Source organism: Gemmatimonadota bacterium (assembly GCA_009835325.1).
In the GTDB taxonomy this organism is placed as follows: domain Bacteria; phylum JAAXHH01; class JAAXHH01; order JAAXHH01; family JAAXHH01; genus JAAXHH01.
The window spans coordinates 1-16,971 of sequence record VXWP01000065.1; the positions used below are offsets into that span (position 1 = coordinate 1).

The following is a 16,971-nucleotide window of genomic DNA, read 5'->3' on the forward strand; positions in this document are numbered from 1 at the left end:
CGAGTACGTCATCCGCCAGGTTGTTTTTAATGATATGGTGGCCACCTAGATCTTCACCCATTTCAACCGCATCCGGCTCCAGGAGGAGAAGGAACCGGTCGGCAACATCAAGAACAACATCATCCTGATCGGCCCGACCGGGGTGGGGAAGACCTACCTCATCAAGCTCATCGCCAGCCGGATCGGCGTGCCCTTCGTCAAGGGCGACGCCACGCGGTTCAGCGAGACAGGCTACGTGGGCGGGGATGTGGACGAGCTGGTCCGCTCGCTGGTCCACGAGGCCGACGGCAACATCAAGCTGGCGGAACACGGCATCATCTACATCGACGAGATCGACAAGATCGCCTCGTCGGGCAACATCGTGGGTCCCGACGTGTCGCGGACCGGGGTGCAGCGCACGCTCCTCAAGCTGATGGAGGAGACGGACGTGGACCTGCAGGCGCCCCACGACCTGACGTCCCAGATGGAGAACGCCCTCCAGTTCCAGAAGACGGGCAAGGTGGAAAGGAAACGCATCAACACGCGGAACATCCTCTTCATCGTCAGCGGGGCCTTCGCCAACCTGGAAGAGATCATCAAGAAGCGCATGAGCGTGCAGACGATGGGCTTCGAGCAGGGCGACGGCGCGGAAACGCCCGATGACGGCGAATGGCTGCCGCACGTAACCGCGGAAGACCTGATCAAGTACGGATTCGAGTCGGAATTCATCGGACGGCTGCCGGTGACCGCAGTGCTGCACAAGCTCAGCGTCGACGACCTGTTCCAGATCCTCCGGAACCCGAACAGCCCGGTCATCATCGCCAAGAAACTGGACTTCAAGGCCTACGGCATCGACGTGGACTTCGACGAGAAGTCCCTACGCCTGATCGCCGAGCAGGCCCACCAGTCAGGCACGGGCGCCCGCGGCCTCATCGGCGCGATGGAGCGGATCCTGATCCGGTTCGAGAAGAAACTCCCGTCCAGCACGGTGAAGCAGTTCAGCGTGACGGCCGAAGTGGTGGAACACCCGGAAAGCGAACTCGAACGGATCCTCGCGGAAGCGCCGCCCGAACCGGCCGAACTGGTGCAGGTGTACTACGCGGAACACGACATCACGCTCACGCTGGACGAAGCCGCGGCCACCGCGCTGGAAGACCTGGCGGCGCAACAGGGCCGGACCACTGAAGATATGGGGATGGAACTGTTCAAGGATTACGTCCACGGCCTGAAGTTGATCCAGGCCAGGGAACTGAAGATCACCAAGGCAGCGATCGAGAACCCCGGCGCGTACCTGGACCGCCTGATCAAGAAGTTCTACGAAAACCAACCCAAGACGACCTGACGATCATCCACCCGAATCACCGCCCATGATCCCGGTAGCACTCACCATCGCGGGTTCCGACTCCGGAGGCGGCGCCGGCATCCAGGCGGACCTCAAGACGTTCTCGGCCAACGGCGTGTACGGCATGTCGGCCGTAACGTCGGTCACCGCCCAGAACACCCTCGGCGTGCAGGCCGTCTTCAACCTGCCGCCCGAGGTGGTGACGGCGCAGATCGATTCCGTCCTCTCGGATATCGGCGCCGGGGCCATCAAGACGGGCATGCTGGCCAACGCGGAGATCATCGCCGCCGTGGCCGACGCGCTGCGGGCGTATCCAGACATTCCCCTCGTCGTGGACCCGGTGATGATCGCCAAGAGCGGCGACGCGCTGCTTGAGCCGGAGGCGGTATCCACGCTGATCGAAGGGCTCTTCCCCCTCGCCACCGTCGTCACGCCGAACCTGGACGAGGCGAAGGCGCTGACGGGCATCGAGGCGTCGGACGTGGACGGGATGATGGATATCGCCCGGAAGCTCTTCGAAATGGGGCCGCGCCAAGTGGTCGTCAAGGGCGGGCACCTCGAGGGGCCGGCGGTCGACGTATTGTTCGACGGAGCGGAGTTCCGGACCTTCGAGGCAGAACGTGTCGACACCCGGAGCACCCACGGGACGGGGTGCACCTTCGCGTCCGCCATTGCCGCCGGACTGGCCAAAGGGGCCGGGGTGGCCGAAGCCGTGGCGTCCGCGAAGGCCTACCTCACCGGGGCCCTGCGACACGCCGAACCCCTGGGTGGGGGGCACGGGCCGGTCCATCATTTTCACGAACTCTACCGCGACGCCGATCGCCTCTCGGTCCTGGACCAGTTAACGGCCGCGGCGCGGCGTCTAGAAAGCGCCCACGCGGGGGACCTCGTCCCCGAAGTGCAGTGCAACCTGGGCATGGGACTGGCCGGCGCGCAGTCGGCGGACGACGTGGCCGCCTTCCCCGGCCGGCTCATCCGCGTGCGCCGGGATATCCGCTCCGTGGCGCCGCCCGAGTTCGGGGCGTCCTCCCACGTGGCCCGGATCATCCTCACCGCCATGCGGAAGGACCCGTCCAAAAGGTCGGTGATGAACATCCGGTACGACGATTCGATTCTCGGCGCCTGCCGGGGACTGGGACTCTCGGTCGCCTCCTTCGACCGGCACGAGGAGCCGCTCGAATCCAAAAGGCGGGAAGGTTCGACGTTAGAGTGGGGAACGGCCCGGGTCATCGAGAAGCAGGGCTTCGTGCCGGATATCGTCTATGACCTGGGGGACGAGGGGAAGGAACCCATGATCCGGGTCATCGCCGAGACCCCGGAGCGGGTCGGGGATATCGCGCTGGCCGTGCTGGAAAAGTCCCGGGGCAAGTAGGCCGGTCAATACCCCAGTTTGCGCAGGTAGGCGCGTTCCAGCTTCATCTTCTCTGTATCGGGCAGATCCGACTGGCTGGGACACACGGTCACCCACCGGTCGTAACCGATTTCCTCCAGCGCCTTCATGGCGGCGCCGAAGTCGAGCAGCCCGCCGTCTCCGAGCTCGACGAAGCGATAGTCCTTGTAATCCTGCAGGTGCACGTACACCAGCCGATCCCTGAAGTCCCGGATGGACTGGGCGGGATCGTAGTGCCAGAAGGCCGAATGGGAGACGTCGATGCAGAGCTGCGCCCGCTTCATCAGGCGCATGAGCAGTTCCCATTCCTCGCGGGAATCGACCGTGGTGCTGGTATGGATGTGGTAGCACACGTCCAGGTCGTACTGCGATGCGTAGTCGGCGAATTCATCCGACAGATCCGCCAGGGCCCTGATGTCGTCCGGGGTAGAGGTGCGGCCGTAGGGCCGGTTGGCACCCATGAACATGAAGGTGTCCGCCTCCACGTCGGCGGCGAAGTCTATGCGGCGCTTGTTCCGCTCCTTCATCTCGTGACTGCCGTCGATCGTAATGCCGGTTCCGGTGACCACGGCGACCGGAACGCCCGCACGGTCCGAAATGGTCTTCACCCGTTTGGCCGACCCCAGCCAGTCCAGCGACTGCCGGATCTCCCATCCGTCCCAGCCGGTTTCCTTCAACTGCCCGAGGATTTCATCCAGGTCCGGGGTCTGCCACCGCAGTCCGCTGAATCCCAGTTTGAACTTCAAAGCGGGCTCCTTTACGCTACGCCTTTATCTACGCTTAGCCTTTATCCGGCCACTTCACCCGAAATGGCGATCTTGCGGACCTCTTCGCCGTCGAGCCGGTAGTTGGTCGACAGCGCGTCGATCGCCTCGCCGACCCGGCTCAGCGGCAGGGTGTGGGAGACCATTTCCTCGAAGGGATAGCGGCCCGATTCGAGGATGGGCAGGCCGCGCACGAAATGCGTGATGGTGCTGGCCCAGACCCCGACGAGGGTGATGTGGCGGAACACGAAGTGGTTGAAAGGGTTCATGGAAACGTCGCCCGCGTCGGTGAAATGACCGCCTTCCACGTAGGTCCCTCCCCGCCGGAGCATTTCCACGCCCTCCGGGATGGCCGGCGGCACGCCCGTGCACTCGAAGACCACGTCGGCGCCGTAACCGCCCGGCGTCTCCGCCTTGACCGCTTCGATGCGATCCTGCGCGTCCGGCACTTTCTCGATGTTGATGGTCACGTCGGCGCCGAAGGCCTTCGCCAGTTCCAGGCGCGATGCGGGCGCCCCGACCACGATGGTGCGGTGCGCGCCGGCCTCGATGGCCGCGGCCAGGCTGAAGAGTCCGATGGCGCCGGCGCCCTGGATGACCGCGGTGGACCCGAGTTTCATCTGGGCTTTTTCGGCGAAGTGCAAGCCGACGGTGAAGGGTTCGAGCAGTACCGCGACCTCGGGCGGACTCTGGACCTTGAGGAACTTGCTGCGGGGGATGTTCAGCAGCACGTATTCCGCGTACCCGCCCTGGAAGTGGGGCTTGATGTCGGCGTAGGGCCGGAATCCGTAGGCCAGCACATTCGGACAGAGCCCGGGCTCCCGGACCACCGCGCAGAAATAGCAGGTCCCGCACTGCTGCCCCGGGATGATGGCGATGAGATCGCCCTCCCGGACCGGCTTTTCCATAGCGTCCGAGTCGACGCCCGATCCCAGCTTCTCGATGACGCCCACGATCTCATGGCCCAGCACGAGCGGGAAGGCCTTGCGCCGCGCGTGGCCTTGATAGACGTGCACGTCCGTGCCGCAGACGCCGCACATGGACTGCCTTACTAGCACCTCTCCGGGACCGGGTTCGGGGACCACCGCCTCGCCGACGGTGAACGTGCCCTTTTCCCCGCTCAGGATCGCCGCTCTTCCCGTTCGCGCCATTCAGCCTCCAGGGTTTAGCCGTTGAAGCGTCGTTCCGCTTCCGCCCAGTCCACCACGTTCCACCAGGCCTCGATGTAGGCGGGACGCAGGTTCTGGTAATTCAGGTAGTAGGCGTGTTCCCAGACGTCAAGTCCCAGGATGGCCGTCTTGCCTTCCATGGTCGGGCTGTCCTGGTTGGCCGTGGAGTAGACCTCGAGATTGCCGGAACCGTCCTTTGCGAGCCATGCCCAGCCGGATCCGAAGCGCGTCGCGCCCGCGGCCGCGAACTGCTCCTTCATCGCGTCGAGACCGCCGAAGGTACTGTCGATCGCCGCGGCCAGGTTGCCCGTGGGATTCCCGCCGCCGCTGCCGCTCATGATCGTCCAGAACTGCGTGTGGTTGGCGTGGCCGCCGCCATTGTTGCGCACGGCGGTCTTGATGGCGTCCGGCACGATGGCGCAGTTGTCCGCCAGCAGTTCGTCCAGGCTCTTGCCGGCCAGGTCGCCGTGGTCCGCCAGGGCGTTGTTCAGGTTGGTGATGTAGGTGTTGTGGTGCTTGCCGTGATGGATTTCCATGGTGCGCGCGTCGATGTGGGGCTCGAGCGCGTCATGGGCATAGGGCAGATCGGGCAGCGTGAATGACATGGTACTCTCCTTTGGGGATGGATCCGCACAACTGTTGAGAATCGCGGTGCCGGCCATTCCGGCCAGGGCGCCGCCTGCTATTTTCCCGATGAAACTCCGGCGCGAAAGGCCGGAGCCGACACTTTCCGTTTCCGCGTTCACATCCGCGTCGGGGATCGAATGTGCTTTCGGATCGATTGGTTTCATTTTTGAGCCTTTCCCTGTGCTTGTCAGTCGCTACGCCGGCGGTTCGACCCCGGATCGGGGAACGCGCGCGTCGGCCCGAAATCCGGGCCCGGCATGGCTACGCCGTCGCCACAACGTCTCCGAACAGCGTGAAGGGCGTGGATCCGTTCACGCGCACGGGCACGATCATGTTGGATTCGATGCCCTCCCGCATCGGAAACACGACGGTCTTGAAACCGTCCGTCTTGCCGAAGAGCTTGTCGGCGTCCCGCCTGGATGTTCCTTCGACGAGCACGTTCACGGTCTCTCCCCGGTACGCGCGGTTCCGGGATTCGGAGATCGCCTTCTGCATCTCGATGACGGCCGTCAGGCGCCGACCCTTCACTTCTTCCGGCACGTCGTCGGCCAGGCGTTTGTGGGATGCGGTCCCGGGCCGGGGTGAATACTTGAACATGAAGGCGCTGTCGAACCGCACGGTCCGCATCATCTCGCAGGTCGCCTCGTATTCCGCTTCCGTTTCCCCGCAGAAGCCCACGATGATATCCGTCGTCAATGCGATCCGGGGCATGCGCTCCCGAAGCCGCCGGACGACGTCGAGAAACACCTCCGGGGTATAGTCCCTGCGCATGCGGGACAGGGTCGCCTGCGCACCGGACTGCAGCGGAAGGTGCGTGTGGGGACAGATCTTCGGGGAAGCCGCCATGACCTCGATCAACCGGTCCGGGAAATGCGACGGATGGGGCGAAGTGAACCGGATGCGCTCGATGCCGTCGACTTCCGCCGTCCGGGTAAGCAGGTCCGCGAAATCCACCTCGCCGTCCTGGTACTTGTTCACGGTCTGCCCGAGCAGGGTCACTTCCCGGTAGCCTTCCGCCGCGAGGCGTTCGACCTGGCGGATCACTTCGCCGTGGGGCGTGCTGCGCTCCCGGCCACGCACGAAGGGCACGATGCAGAATGAGCACATCTTGTCGCATCCGCGCATGATCGTGACCCAGCCGTTTACACCGGCTTCCCTGACGGGGTCGATGTCGAGATAGTGCTCCGCACGGTCCCAGGTCAGGCTCAGCGCCGGTTCGCTTTCCGCATCCAGCGCGCGGAGCATGGCCGGCAGGCGCCGGTAGCTGTCGGGTCCCGCGACCAGGTCGATGTAGGGTGCGCGCTCGATGATCCGGTCGCCGAGGTGCTGGGACATGCACCCGCAGAGCCCCAGGATCAGGTCGGGGTTGGCCGTCTTGAACCGGTTCAGTTCGGACATGCGCCCGATTACCCGCTGCTCCGCGTTCTCGCGGATGGCGCAGGTATTCACCAGGATCACGTCGGCCCGGTCGACCCGGTCGGTGACCCGGTAGCCCTCGCGGGCGAGCAGCCCCACGATCAGCTCGGAGTCCGCCTTGTTCATCTGGCAGCCGTAGGTCTCCACGTACAGGGACCGCGCCTCTGCCGCGGGAGGCGCCGAGGACGGCTCGAGAACCGTGCTGTCCGTGCTGTCCATGCTTTCCAGGTTGACCAGGCTGTCCATGCTGACCGCCACCATGCATCCCCGTGTGATTTCGTGTTTTTTAAGATTCCGCTAATCTATAATTGCGGCTTGGTACCGTCAATCAAAAACATGCCCTGCGCGGCGTATCCGGCGCCTGAGTTGTTCCAGTCCTTCGCGGACTTCGTCGCGGGGCAGTCCGCCCCGTTCCAGGCGGTCGTCCTCCGCGGATTCGAGTCGTTCGTAGAACGCCATTCCGAGCCGGGCGAATTCGGGCTCGGCCGGGTGATCGTCCATGGCGTGAAACAGGATGTCCTCGGCGCTGGCGAACCGGCCGTACCGTTCGTAGTAGGTGAACAGCAGCATCGAAGTCGACACGGGCAGTTCCTCGTTCTCGAGGAGACCGAGCAGCTCGCCGATCGCTTCGTGGGGATCCGTTACGAGACCGGTGGTGCTGATGTCTTCGCTGATCCAGCGAAAGTCCTCCGTGCCGATGGACGGCTCCACGGCGATTTCCAGGTAGCAGTTGAGGGCCTTCAGGTACAGTCGGCGGCCGTCCTCCTCCTGCCCGTCCGCCAGGGCCAGCGTTCCGTCCTCCTTGAACAGCCGCGCGGCCATGAGGGCGGTGTCCACGGCCCCGCCGCTCCGTTTCATCAGCATGGAGAGCAGGGTGCGTTCCGACAGCGCCATGACAGACGCCGTCGACAGGCCGAAGATGTCCTCCCAGGTCTGGGTGATGATCGAACGCGCCCGGTGAGTGTCCTGGTCGCGGCGCGCCCGGATCAACAGGATCAGCGCATCGATGAAAACGCGGATCGTCCTCATGATGTAATCCTGTCTGAACATCGAACGGGCCCTCACGCGATGGAAGCTAAGGAAGGAATCACGTCGTATTCGGGGTATGGCTGGAATGCCGACGAAACAGGGGAGACGCCCGGAGGACGCGGCGGAACGGATAGGCGGCACAGATAAAAAAATGGCAGGGAATGTACGAAGCCCCTGCCTCTCTTTTACTGTTTAACGGTCGTAATGGATCAGCAGCCGTTTTCCGACCGGATGTACTGCATGGGATTGACGCGCCTGTGGTCCTTGTGAACCTCGTAGTGCAGGTGGTTTCCGGTGGTTCTCCCCGTCATGCCCACCCGTCCGATGATATCGCCGCGCTTCAGTTCCTCGCCCTTCTTCACCAGGATGGCGGAAAGATGGCCGAAGCGGGTCTTGTATCCGTTCAGGTGGTCCACGTCGAGGTACAGGCCGTAGCGGGGGTCCACGCCGGTCCTGGCCACGACGCCGCCGGCCGGCGACTTGACCGGGGTCCCGGGGGCCGCGGCGATATCGATCCCGTGGTGCATGGTGTAGAGACCGGTGAAGGGGTCGGTCCGCAGGCCGTACCGGCTGGTAATCACACCGGTCGCCGGAGTGATCGAGGGAACGAACTGCCAACGGTCGTCGACCTCTCGGATATGCTGCTCGATATCCTCCATGCTCCTGAGCGAAAGACTCGATCTGCGGCGGGAGTTCTCCATCTCGGAGTGCAGCCTGGTAGCCCGGTAGTAGGGCGAATCGGGCGCGAATCCCGGATCCGGCGACGGGGCCGGTCCACCCACACCCACCTGGCGGATATCCGGATGGATGCTCGGAAGTCCCGCGATGAGCCGGGCGGTCTCTTCCGATGCGATGAGCGATTCCAGCCTGGCCTTGTTCGTCTGGCTGGACTGCTCCAGGATCCTGATCTCTTCGTGCATGCTGCCGTGTCGGTGTTCGGCGAGCCATGACCGCGCACCGGCATACAAGACACCCGTTACCATGAGCAGCGTGCCCAGCATGACGGCGACTGGCAGTCCGGATATCCGAACCGTTCTATCCCCGAAATGCAAGACCAGCAGCCCGGTCGGCATTCGGCGTTTTATCAAAACTTAAATTCCTGAAACTATTGTCTGGCGAAATAGTTGCCAAACAAATCTTAGTCTATGCGATTAAACCACTTATCGCGACTATATGTGACCTAAAATGCAGCGTAATGCGCCGCGTGTCAAACTTTTTTTGAGGAATTTCCGTCAACCGGAGGCCGGCTCACAGGCCCCTTTCCGGGAAGAACCAGGTCGACGGATCGAGGATTCGGCCTTCGTGGTGGACCTCGTAATGTATATGGTAGCCGCTGGTCTTTCCGGTCATTCCGACCATCCCGATGATCTCCCCGCGTTCCACCCGTTTCCGGCGTTCGACCAGCACTTCGGAAAGGTGGCCGTAACGCGTGACGTACCCGTTCTGATGATTGATATCCACGTACCTGCCGAGGCTCGCGTTCACGCCGGTCCGTGAGACCACGCCGTATGCCGTGGCCCGAACCGGATCGTCCTTGTTCGCGGCGATATCCAGTCCGCCGTGCACGCGCACCTCGTCGCTCAGCAGGTTACGCGACGTACCGAACGGTCTCGAAACCGGTCCCTGCACCGGCGAGATGATGGGGATTCCGCGCCAGTAGGCCTCGTCAGCCCTGGATGCCGCTTCGACGGACTGCAGGCTGGCCAGCTCCGCGCGGGTTTCGTCCAGTAACCGGTCGATCCGTCCGCCGATCCGGTCTATGGCCGCGGCGGGCGATTGTGTCCACTCGACGGATGCCTGGGCCGGCGGGGATTCTTCGGCGCCGGCAGCCGGGCCATGCGGAGCAAGCGGATCAGGCGCATTGGGGCCGTGGACGATCTTGTCGATATCCGCCGCGCGTTCCGACAGATTCTCAATCCGCGATTCGAGCGTACCGTCCAACTCATGCAGGGCGCTCAACTGCTCCCGCAGACGGTTGTTCTCCCGCTCCCGTTCCGTCAGGGCGCCGTCGTCGAACAAGGTCGTCAGGTAGGACGCACCGATATGCCAACCGACCAGCATCAGAAGCACAAGGACGGCGAGACCCGCCAGGACCGGAAGGAGGCCGTACTCCCGGGTTTCGTCCCGGGCATTGGCCGGTAAATGTATGAATGAAACGAACTTTCGTCGCAGCATGCCGTTCTCCGCGCCCCGGCGGCCGGTACGGCGCTGCCGCGGGCGGATATGCGGCGGGGTGACCGGGGTGGATCCCGCCGCGCCGGAGATGGGGATCGATCAGTTCAGATAGGCCCGAAGCTTCTGGCTCCTGGAGACGTGGCGAAGCCTGCGCAGCGCTTTTTCCTTGATCTGGCGCACGCGCTCCCTCGTGAGACTGAACCGCGTCCCGATCTCCTCGAGGGTATAGGATCTTTCCATGTTAATGCCGTAATACAACGCGATCACGGCCGCCTCCCGCTTGGTCAGGGACCCGAGCGCCCTGAAGATCTCATCTTTGAGCGCATCCACCATGAGCGCCTCGTCCGGCGCATCCTGGTCGTCGTCCTCGATGAGGTCCAGCAACCGGTTGTCTTCACCCGTCTTGAGCGGCGCGTCCAGCGACACGTGACGGCTCGCGATGCGCATCGTGTCCTTCACGTCGCCGGGATTCATGTCCAGCTCCTCGGCGATCTCCTCGGTGCTGGGCTCGCGCCCGAACTCCTGCTCGAATTCACTGGAAAGCCGGCCGATCTTGTGGAGCGTGCCGACCCGGCTCAACGGAAGCCGCACGATGCGGGACTGCTCGGCAAGCGCCTGGAGAATGGACTGCCGGATCCACCAGACCGCGTAGGAAATGAACTTGAAGCCCTTGGTCTCGTCGAACCGCTTGGCCGCCTTGATCAGCCCGATATTGCCTTCGTTGATCAGGTCGGACAGGGAAAGTCCCTGGTTCTGGTACTGCTTGGCCACACTCACCACGAACCGGAGATTGGAGGACGTCAGCTTCTCCAGCGCCTTCTGGTCGCCAGCCCGGACCGACCGGGCCAGTTCGGTTTCTTCTTCGGCCATCAGAAGCGGCACGTTGCCGATCTCCTGCAGGTAGAGGTCGAGAGACCGGTCTTCCGTCGCCGCCGTATTGGTTTTCGTTATCGTACTCACGTGCTGTGACAACTCCTGTTTATTCGTTTGACTTCGGGGCCGCTTCCGTCCCCACTTAACCGGAATCTCCCGCCCGATCGGACGTTTCTGGTGGTCCAGGCGGTCCGGTACACGCTGCCGTAAAACCGGCAAGTTTACTAACATACACAAAATTGCAAACTTGTCAATAAAAAACAGGTGGGCTGGGGTCGGCAGGGTACGCCGGACAGGGTCGCCGCGCCCGCTGGGCAGAGGTCGCCGCGTCAACCGGGCAGGGTCGCCGGATTAATTGGGCAGGGCCGCAAGGGTGCCCTGATCGTCGAATTCCAGTGGACCGCGGCGGTCCGTGATTTCGATGTCCTCCCGGCCGGCCAGTTCGTCGGATAATGCCTCGGAGACCGCGACGCGTCCGAGGGAAAGCGTGTTCCGGATGCGGACGGCACGTCCCTCGCCGGGCGGTTTCATACCGATGGTGGAGAAAGCGGCCTCGATGACTTCGCGGTCCGTGTCCAGGAACACGGGGATGCGGGATTTCTGCGGACTCATGCCCGTGATGGAATTTACGTAGGTATACTGGTGGTTGATCTTGTCCACCAGGCGGCGGGTGGTGAAATCGGCCAGCCCGATACCCACGGCGTTGCCCTCGCTCTCGGGCGTCAGGTCGCGGACGATGATCCGCAGGATCCGCGGGATCGCGGGCTCGGTCTCGAAATTCTGCATGCGCCGGCCGATGATGTTCGTGTCCATCCCGGTCCCGCTGATGTTCTTGCCCATTTCGTCGACGATCAGGATATCGATGTCGTCGGACGGAAGGCGGGGCATGAGGCGCTGCGCCTCCTGGAACAGCCGCCGTTCTTCCTGCTGCAGGCCACCTGCCGGGACGCCGATGAGGTGCGCGGTCTGGTCGTAGGCGTTCTCGATGATGGCCAGCCCGAAGGCCACGGGCGCGTGGTCTAGTACGTGTTGCGACACGGTCGAGATCATGTGTTCGAACCCGTATTCGAAGACCGCGCCGTGATAGTAGCTGGCGCCTTTCTGCTTGCCCAGCCCGATGGCCAGCATCTTCATGAGGCCGCTGCCGACCGAGCCCTTGAAGTCCGTGTGTGGCTTCACCCGGTTGACCACCACGATGTGGTCGGCGCCGAGGGCGTTTCGGTCGAGATAGACCGGAAGCCCGTCCGCGGTCTCGCCGAGACTCGCCGGCTCGATGTCGGAGCGGATGGGACATCCCGTCGCCGCCTCGTGGATGCCGTAGTTCTCCAGTACCCGGCGCTGTCCTTCCGACGTCGCTCCGCCGTGGCTGCCCATGGCCGGCACGACGAAGGGTTTCAGGCCGGCCTTTGCCAGGGCGGCGACCACGCTCTTCACGATGGCCGCGATGTTGCCGATCCCCCGGCTTCCAGTGGCGACGGCCACCGTGGACCCGGCACGCAGGCCCGTCTCCTCGATCATGCGGGAGACCTCCCCTTCGGCCGTTCCGGCGATATCCTCAACGAAGGGCGCGTCGAACCGCTGGCGTATCTCCCTGAATGCGGGCAGTTTCATGTGAGGTCCTCCCTTTAGTCAGATTCCGTCGACGAACCGTCCGGGATTCAGCGTGCCCTTCGGGTCGAACCGGTTTTTTAGCATTTCCATGAGGTGCCGGTTCCCGAGGGTCGAACCCCATACCCCCACCCGGTCCTTCAGTGCGGCGGGGGCGTGTTCCACTACGAAGACGCCTTGTTCTTCCGAAGTGGTCCGCAGATCCTCGACCAGGCTCGCCAGTCCATCCAGATCCGATTCCCGGAACGACCCGTCCCGGTAAAAAACGAAGGCCACGTGGCCGCTCGCGAAATGGGAGAGCAGGCCGCAGCCGATGGACAGACGCCGGCAACCCTCGTCCGCCAGGCGGAAGAGCGCTTCCACCCTGTCCGGTGTGACGCCGGCCCGGCAGGTCACACCCGGCCCCATGCCCTGGGGCAGGAGACCACCTCCTGGAAAAGCCCGCATCCCGTCCAGCACCCGGCTGTATGTTTCCCCGTCCACGTTGATGACTTCGGCCGCCCCCGAATCCCGGAAGAGCCGCTCGCATTCCCCGGCCTGCCAGTCCACCGTCTCATCCGTGCCGATCATGCCCGCGACGACGGCGACGTTCCGGTCATTCGGGTGGCTGCCTTTCCCGCCGGTCGCCCGGGAGCCGGCCCCAGCGGCGTCCGCCCGTAAGCCATCCCCGCCGGCATCCGCCCCGGATCCGGTCTCAGGCCCAATGGCCGCCTCGCCGAGGATTGCGCGGGTCGTGGGACTGGCCACTTCCAGGAAGGAGGGCATGATCTCCGAATCCATGACCCGGAAGGCGAATTCGGCCGCTTCCCCGATCCCCGCCATGGTCCCGATGAGGAGCCTTCCCGCCGACGGCAGGGGTTGCAGCTTCAGGTTCACTTCCGCCAGGATGCCGAGCGTTCCGAGCGAACCGATGTACATCTTGTTCAGGTCGTATCCCGCCACGTTCTTGACGACCTGCCCCCCGGACCGGACGACGGTGCCGTCCGCCTGGACCACCCGGGCGCCGATGACCAGGTCCCTGGCCGTGCCGAAGGAAGTCCGGAGCACGCCTGAAGCGTTGGTGGCGAGCACCCCGCCCAGGGTCCCCGCGTCGCCGTGGGGCGGGTCCAGCGGCAGAAACTGGCCGCGCTTCCCCAGCCCGGCCTGCAGTCCCGCCATGGTGATGCCGGCCTCCACCGTGGCCGTCTGGTCCGCGGGCTCGTGGGCGACGATCCGGTTCAGACGTTCCATGGATACCACGATATCCGCGCGGGAGGGCGGATGACCGAAGTCCATTTTGGTGCCGCCGCCCCGCGGAATGACCGCGTAACCCAGTTCCGAGGCCATCTGCACGGTGGCTGCGAGCGATTCCACGCTCCCCGGGGCCACGACGGCCGAGGGAACGACGCCTTCTACAGCAAGGGAGGCCAGCGCTTCCCGGCTTGCCGGGGCATAGCCTTCCACGAGGGATCCGAGCCTGCTGTGCAGCACCTCATCGGACATGGGGTAACCTGGGTGCCTTCGTGTCTATAGCAGCGCCGCCTGGCGGTTGGTGTACTTCAGCTCCGCCGTTCCGCATCCGATGCAGGTGCGGTTCGTGGGAAACATCTTGCCGGGATTGCTGAGGTTCTCCTCGTCGAACACCGCTTTGACCGTCTCCATGGCCTCGATGTCCGATTCATTGAAGATAAGGGGCATCAGGTCGACCTTTTCGTACCCGATGCCGTGTTCCCCGGTGATGGACCCGCCCAGGTCGACGCAGGCCCGCAGGATCTCGTTACTAGCCTCCACGGTCTTCCGCGCCTGCTCCTCGTCCCGGTCGTCGTACGCGATACAGGGATGGATGTTGCCGTCCCCCGCGTGGAATACATTGCCGATCAGCAGATCGTATTTCCCGGCTGTCTCCTGGATGACCCGCATGATGTCCGGGATCTTCGTCCGCGGTACCACGCCGTCCTGCACGTAGTAGCTGGGACTCAGGCGCCCCATGGCGCCGAAGGCCCGCTTGCGGCTCATCCACAACAGGGCGCGTTCCTTTTCGTCCTCCGCGGTACGGATATCGCTGGCCCGGTTCTCCCGGCAGACCTCGGCCACCGCTTCGGCCTGGGTGTTCAGGCCCGCCTCATGACCTTCGAGTTCGATGATCAGCACGGCTTCGGCGTCCAGGGGAAACCCGAAATGGTAGGCCGCCTCGATGGCGCCGATGGCGACCTTGTCAATCATCTCGAGGGCCGACGGGACGATCCCGCGGCCGACGACGCCGGCGACGGCGCGCGAGGCGTCTTCCACCTGGTCGAACACCACCAGGAACGTCCGCCAGGCCTGGGGCAGGCGGGTCAGCTTGACCCACGCACGCGTTACGATGCCCAGCATGCCCTCGGATCCGATCATGAGACCGCGCAGGTCGTAACCCACGGCGTCTTCCGCCTTGCCGCCGAACCACGTGACCTGGCCGTCCGGCAAGACCACTTCCACGCCCAGGGTGTGGTTGGTCGTGACGCCGTACTTCAGGGTGTGCGGACCGCCCGAGTTCTCGGCGATGTTCCCGCCGATGGTACAGGCGTACTGGCTCGAGGGGTCCGGCACGAAGTGATAACCCTGCTTGCCGGTCTCCTTAGACAGGTGCAGGTTGACCACGCCGGCTTCCACCAGCGCCCGCTGGTTGCGGAAGTCGACCTCCACGATGCGGTTCATCTTGGTCAGCGCGATCATGACCCCGCCGTCGGGCGGCAGGCTCCCGCCGCTCAGGCCGGTGCCCGCGCCGCGCGCCACGAAGGGAATCCGCGCTTCATGGAGAATCCGGACCACGGCCGCGACGTCCTCCGTCGTGGTGGGGTAGACGACGGCGTGCGGGGCGTTCCGGTCGATGGTCAGCCCGTCGCATTCGTAGACGATCAACTGGTCCGGCGCGTCGATGACGTTCTCCCGGCCCAGTACGTCCGCAAGCCGTTCGACGAGCTGGTCTTTGTTCATCGGTTTCCTCCGTATTCCCGATCGCGCGGCCGGTCTCCCGTGCGCCGGGTCCCGCGCGACGGATCCCGCCCGTCCCCAACGCTACGACCGGGTCAGGTCGAGGAACTCCATCCGGGTACTGCGATCGTCCCTGAACACGCCGAGCATGGCGCTCGTCGTCGCCTTGGAGTGCTGTTTCTCCACGCCGCGCATCATCATGCAGAGGTGGTTGGCTTCCATGACGACGGCTACTCCCAGGGGATCGAGACAGGTCTGCAGGGTCTGGGCGATCTGGGACGTCAGTCGTTCCTGCAGCTGAAGCCGCCGCGCGAAGACGTCCACGATGCGGGGGACCTTGCCCAGGCCGATGATTTTGCCGTTGGGAATGTATGCGATATGGCACTGGCCGAAGAAGGGCAGCAAATGGTGCTCGCACAGCGAAAAGAACTCGATGTCCTTCACCAGCACCATCTCGTCGTAGTCTTCTTCATAGATAGCGCCGTTCAGGACGGTATCAATGCTTTTTTCATAACCCTGGGTCAGAAACCGCAGGGACTGCGCCACGCGGAGGGGCGTGCGCCGTAGACCGTCCCGGTCCGGATCCTCGCCGATCTCCTCGAGCAGCGACCTCGTCAATCCCTCGATCGGGTCCATCGTGGTTACGGGCCTTCCTCGCCATAGTACTCGAAAGCGTTCTTGGATGTCTCCACCAGGCGAATCCGGTAGAGCGAAGGGGTATCAAAAAACGGAAGCAGCCGCTTCCAGATTACCCTGAGCAGTTCCTCAGAAGTCGGATTGACCGTCCTGAATTCCTCCAGGTCCTGGTTCAGGTGGCGATGGTCGTAGCGATCCACGACTTCCTTTTGCAGGACCTCATCGAAACGTCCCATTTCGATGACCATCCCGGTCTTCTCGTCCACCGGACCCCGGACCGTCACCTCCAACTCATAGTTGTGTCCGTGGCCATGGGGATTGTTGCACTTACCGAATATACGCACGTTTTCTTCGTCGCTCAACCTTATACTGTGCAGGCGGTGGGCGGCGTTGAACTCGACGCTTCTCGTGACGTGGACCATGCTGTCGTCTCCGGTGTATACGATATTTCGTGTGCGGCTTTCGCGCAGCAGGACGCGCCTGAGTACGCACGGTCCGGTACCGCCTTCCACCGCGTGCCAGAGGTACCGGGCGAGCCTTTCGCTGGTCGGCGCCGGACCTTTCAGGGCGTCGTGATCGTGGTTCAGGTGGCTCAGGTCCAGCGGTTCGATCACGGCGTGCAACAGTTGCTTGACCTCGGTCAGGTTCAGGACCACGCCGGTCCGGGGATCGACCTGGCCCCCGAAGGTGAATTCGGCCTCGTAGTCGTTACCGTGGGCGGTGCCGACGGCGCTGGAACCGTACACCCACCGGTTCCTGGCCTCCGTCCACTCCGGGTTGCGGCACAGGTGCGCCGCCGAGAACCGGGTTTTTCGCGTTATGAGCATCATGCGGTCGGGTGCTTCGGACAGACGGCGGGTGGATCGGTCGAGCTGCAGGCCGTGGGTGTCATCGTCTTGTCGGCGCGCGGCGGCCTACAGGCTATAACGCTCTGACTGCCTCGTCGGCGCGCGGCGGCCTACAGGCTATAACGCTCTGACTGCCTCGTCGGCGCGCGGCGGCCTACAGGCTATA

Annotated in this window: 14 protein-coding genes and 1 pseudogene; 2 read left to right on the forward strand and 13 right to left on the reverse strand. The window is 64.0% G+C overall.

Features of this window, described 5'->3' with window-relative positions; all coding sequences use genetic code 11:
- Window positions 1-1,321: pseudogene (locus tag F4Z81_08270) on the forward strand (AAA domain-containing protein).
- A gap of 25 nt (window positions 1,322-1,346) precedes the next feature.
- On the forward strand, window positions 1,347-2,693 hold the full coding sequence (thiD, locus tag F4Z81_08275) for a bifunctional hydroxymethylpyrimidine kinase/phosphomethylpyrimidine kinase (protein MXW05042.1): 1,347 nt from the start codon (window positions 1,347-1,349) through the stop codon (window positions 2,691-2,693).
- 5 nt (window positions 2,694-2,698) lie between these two features.
- On the opposite strand, the gene F4Z81_08280 is transcribed toward thiD, so the two are convergent.
- The 13 genes from F4Z81_08280 to F4Z81_08340 form a co-directional block, all read right to left on the reverse strand.
- On the reverse strand, window positions 2,699-3,457 hold the full coding sequence (locus F4Z81_08280) for a sugar phosphate isomerase/epimerase (protein ID MXW05043.1): 759 nt from the start codon (window positions 3,455-3,457) through the stop codon (window positions 2,699-2,701).
- Between the two features lie 41 nt (window positions 3,458-3,498).
- The gene (locus F4Z81_08285; GenBank protein ID MXW05044.1) at window positions 3,499-4,626 is read right to left on the reverse strand and encodes an alcohol dehydrogenase catalytic domain-containing protein; all 1,128 of its coding nucleotides are present in this window, start codon (window positions 4,624-4,626) and stop codon (window positions 3,499-3,501) included.
- 14 nt (window positions 4,627-4,640) lie between these two features.
- Complete coding sequence (locus F4Z81_08290) at window positions 4,641-5,249, reverse strand: superoxide dismutase (protein MXW05045.1); 609 nt, start codon at window positions 5,247-5,249, stop codon at window positions 4,641-4,643.
- 283 nt (window positions 5,250-5,532) lie between these two features.
- Window positions 5,533-6,906, reverse strand: a complete 1,374-nt coding sequence (gene miaB / locus F4Z81_08295) for a tRNA (N6-isopentenyl adenosine(37)-C2)-methylthiotransferase MiaB (GenBank protein ID MXW05046.1) — start codon at window positions 6,904-6,906, stop codon at window positions 5,533-5,535.
- Window positions 6,907-7,011: 105 nt separating this feature from the next.
- The gene (locus F4Z81_08300) at window positions 7,012-7,716 is read right to left on the reverse strand and encodes a hypothetical protein (GenBank protein ID MXW05047.1); all 705 of its coding nucleotides are present in this window, start codon (window positions 7,714-7,716) and stop codon (window positions 7,012-7,014) included.
- Between the two features lie 209 nt (window positions 7,717-7,925).
- Window positions 7,926-8,804, reverse strand: a complete 879-nt coding sequence (locus F4Z81_08305; protein MXW05048.1) for a M23 family metallopeptidase — start codon at window positions 8,802-8,804, stop codon at window positions 7,926-7,928.
- A gap of 160 nt (window positions 8,805-8,964) precedes the next feature.
- Window positions 8,965-9,891: a peptidoglycan DD-metalloendopeptidase family protein gene (locus F4Z81_08310; protein ID MXW05049.1), complete on the reverse strand. Its 927-nt coding sequence runs from the start codon at window positions 9,889-9,891 to the stop codon at window positions 8,965-8,967.
- Window positions 9,892-9,990: 99 nt separating this feature from the next.
- Complete coding sequence (locus F4Z81_08315) at window positions 9,991-10,995, reverse strand: sigma-70 family RNA polymerase sigma factor (GenBank protein ID MXW05050.1); 1,005 nt, start codon at window positions 10,993-10,995, stop codon at window positions 9,991-9,993.
- 120 nt (window positions 10,996-11,115) lie between these two features.
- Window positions 11,116-12,375: a DUF362 domain-containing protein gene (locus F4Z81_08320; GenBank protein ID MXW05051.1), complete on the reverse strand. Its 1,260-nt coding sequence runs from the start codon at window positions 12,373-12,375 to the stop codon at window positions 11,116-11,118.
- A gap of 18 nt (window positions 12,376-12,393) precedes the next feature.
- Window positions 12,394-13,854 (reverse strand): FAD-binding oxidoreductase, encoded by a 1,461-nt coding sequence (locus tag F4Z81_08325; GenBank protein MXW05052.1) that lies wholly within the window; start codon window positions 13,852-13,854, stop codon window positions 12,394-12,396.
- A gap of 24 nt (window positions 13,855-13,878) precedes the next feature.
- Window positions 13,879-15,324, reverse strand: coding sequence for an FAD-binding protein (locus F4Z81_08330; protein MXW05053.1), 1,446 nt, complete (start codon window positions 15,322-15,324; stop codon window positions 13,879-13,881).
- Window positions 15,325-15,405: 81 nt separating this feature from the next.
- Window positions 15,406-15,957 (reverse strand): GTP cyclohydrolase I FolE, encoded by a 552-nt coding sequence (gene folE / locus F4Z81_08335; protein ID MXW05054.1) that lies wholly within the window; start codon window positions 15,955-15,957, stop codon window positions 15,406-15,408.
- A gap of 5 nt (window positions 15,958-15,962) precedes the next feature.
- Window positions 15,963-16,787 (reverse strand): 6-pyruvoyl tetrahydropterin synthase, encoded by an 825-nt coding sequence (locus F4Z81_08340; protein MXW05055.1) that lies wholly within the window; start codon window positions 16,785-16,787, stop codon window positions 15,963-15,965.
- Window positions 16,788-16,971: the final 184 nt, after the last annotated feature.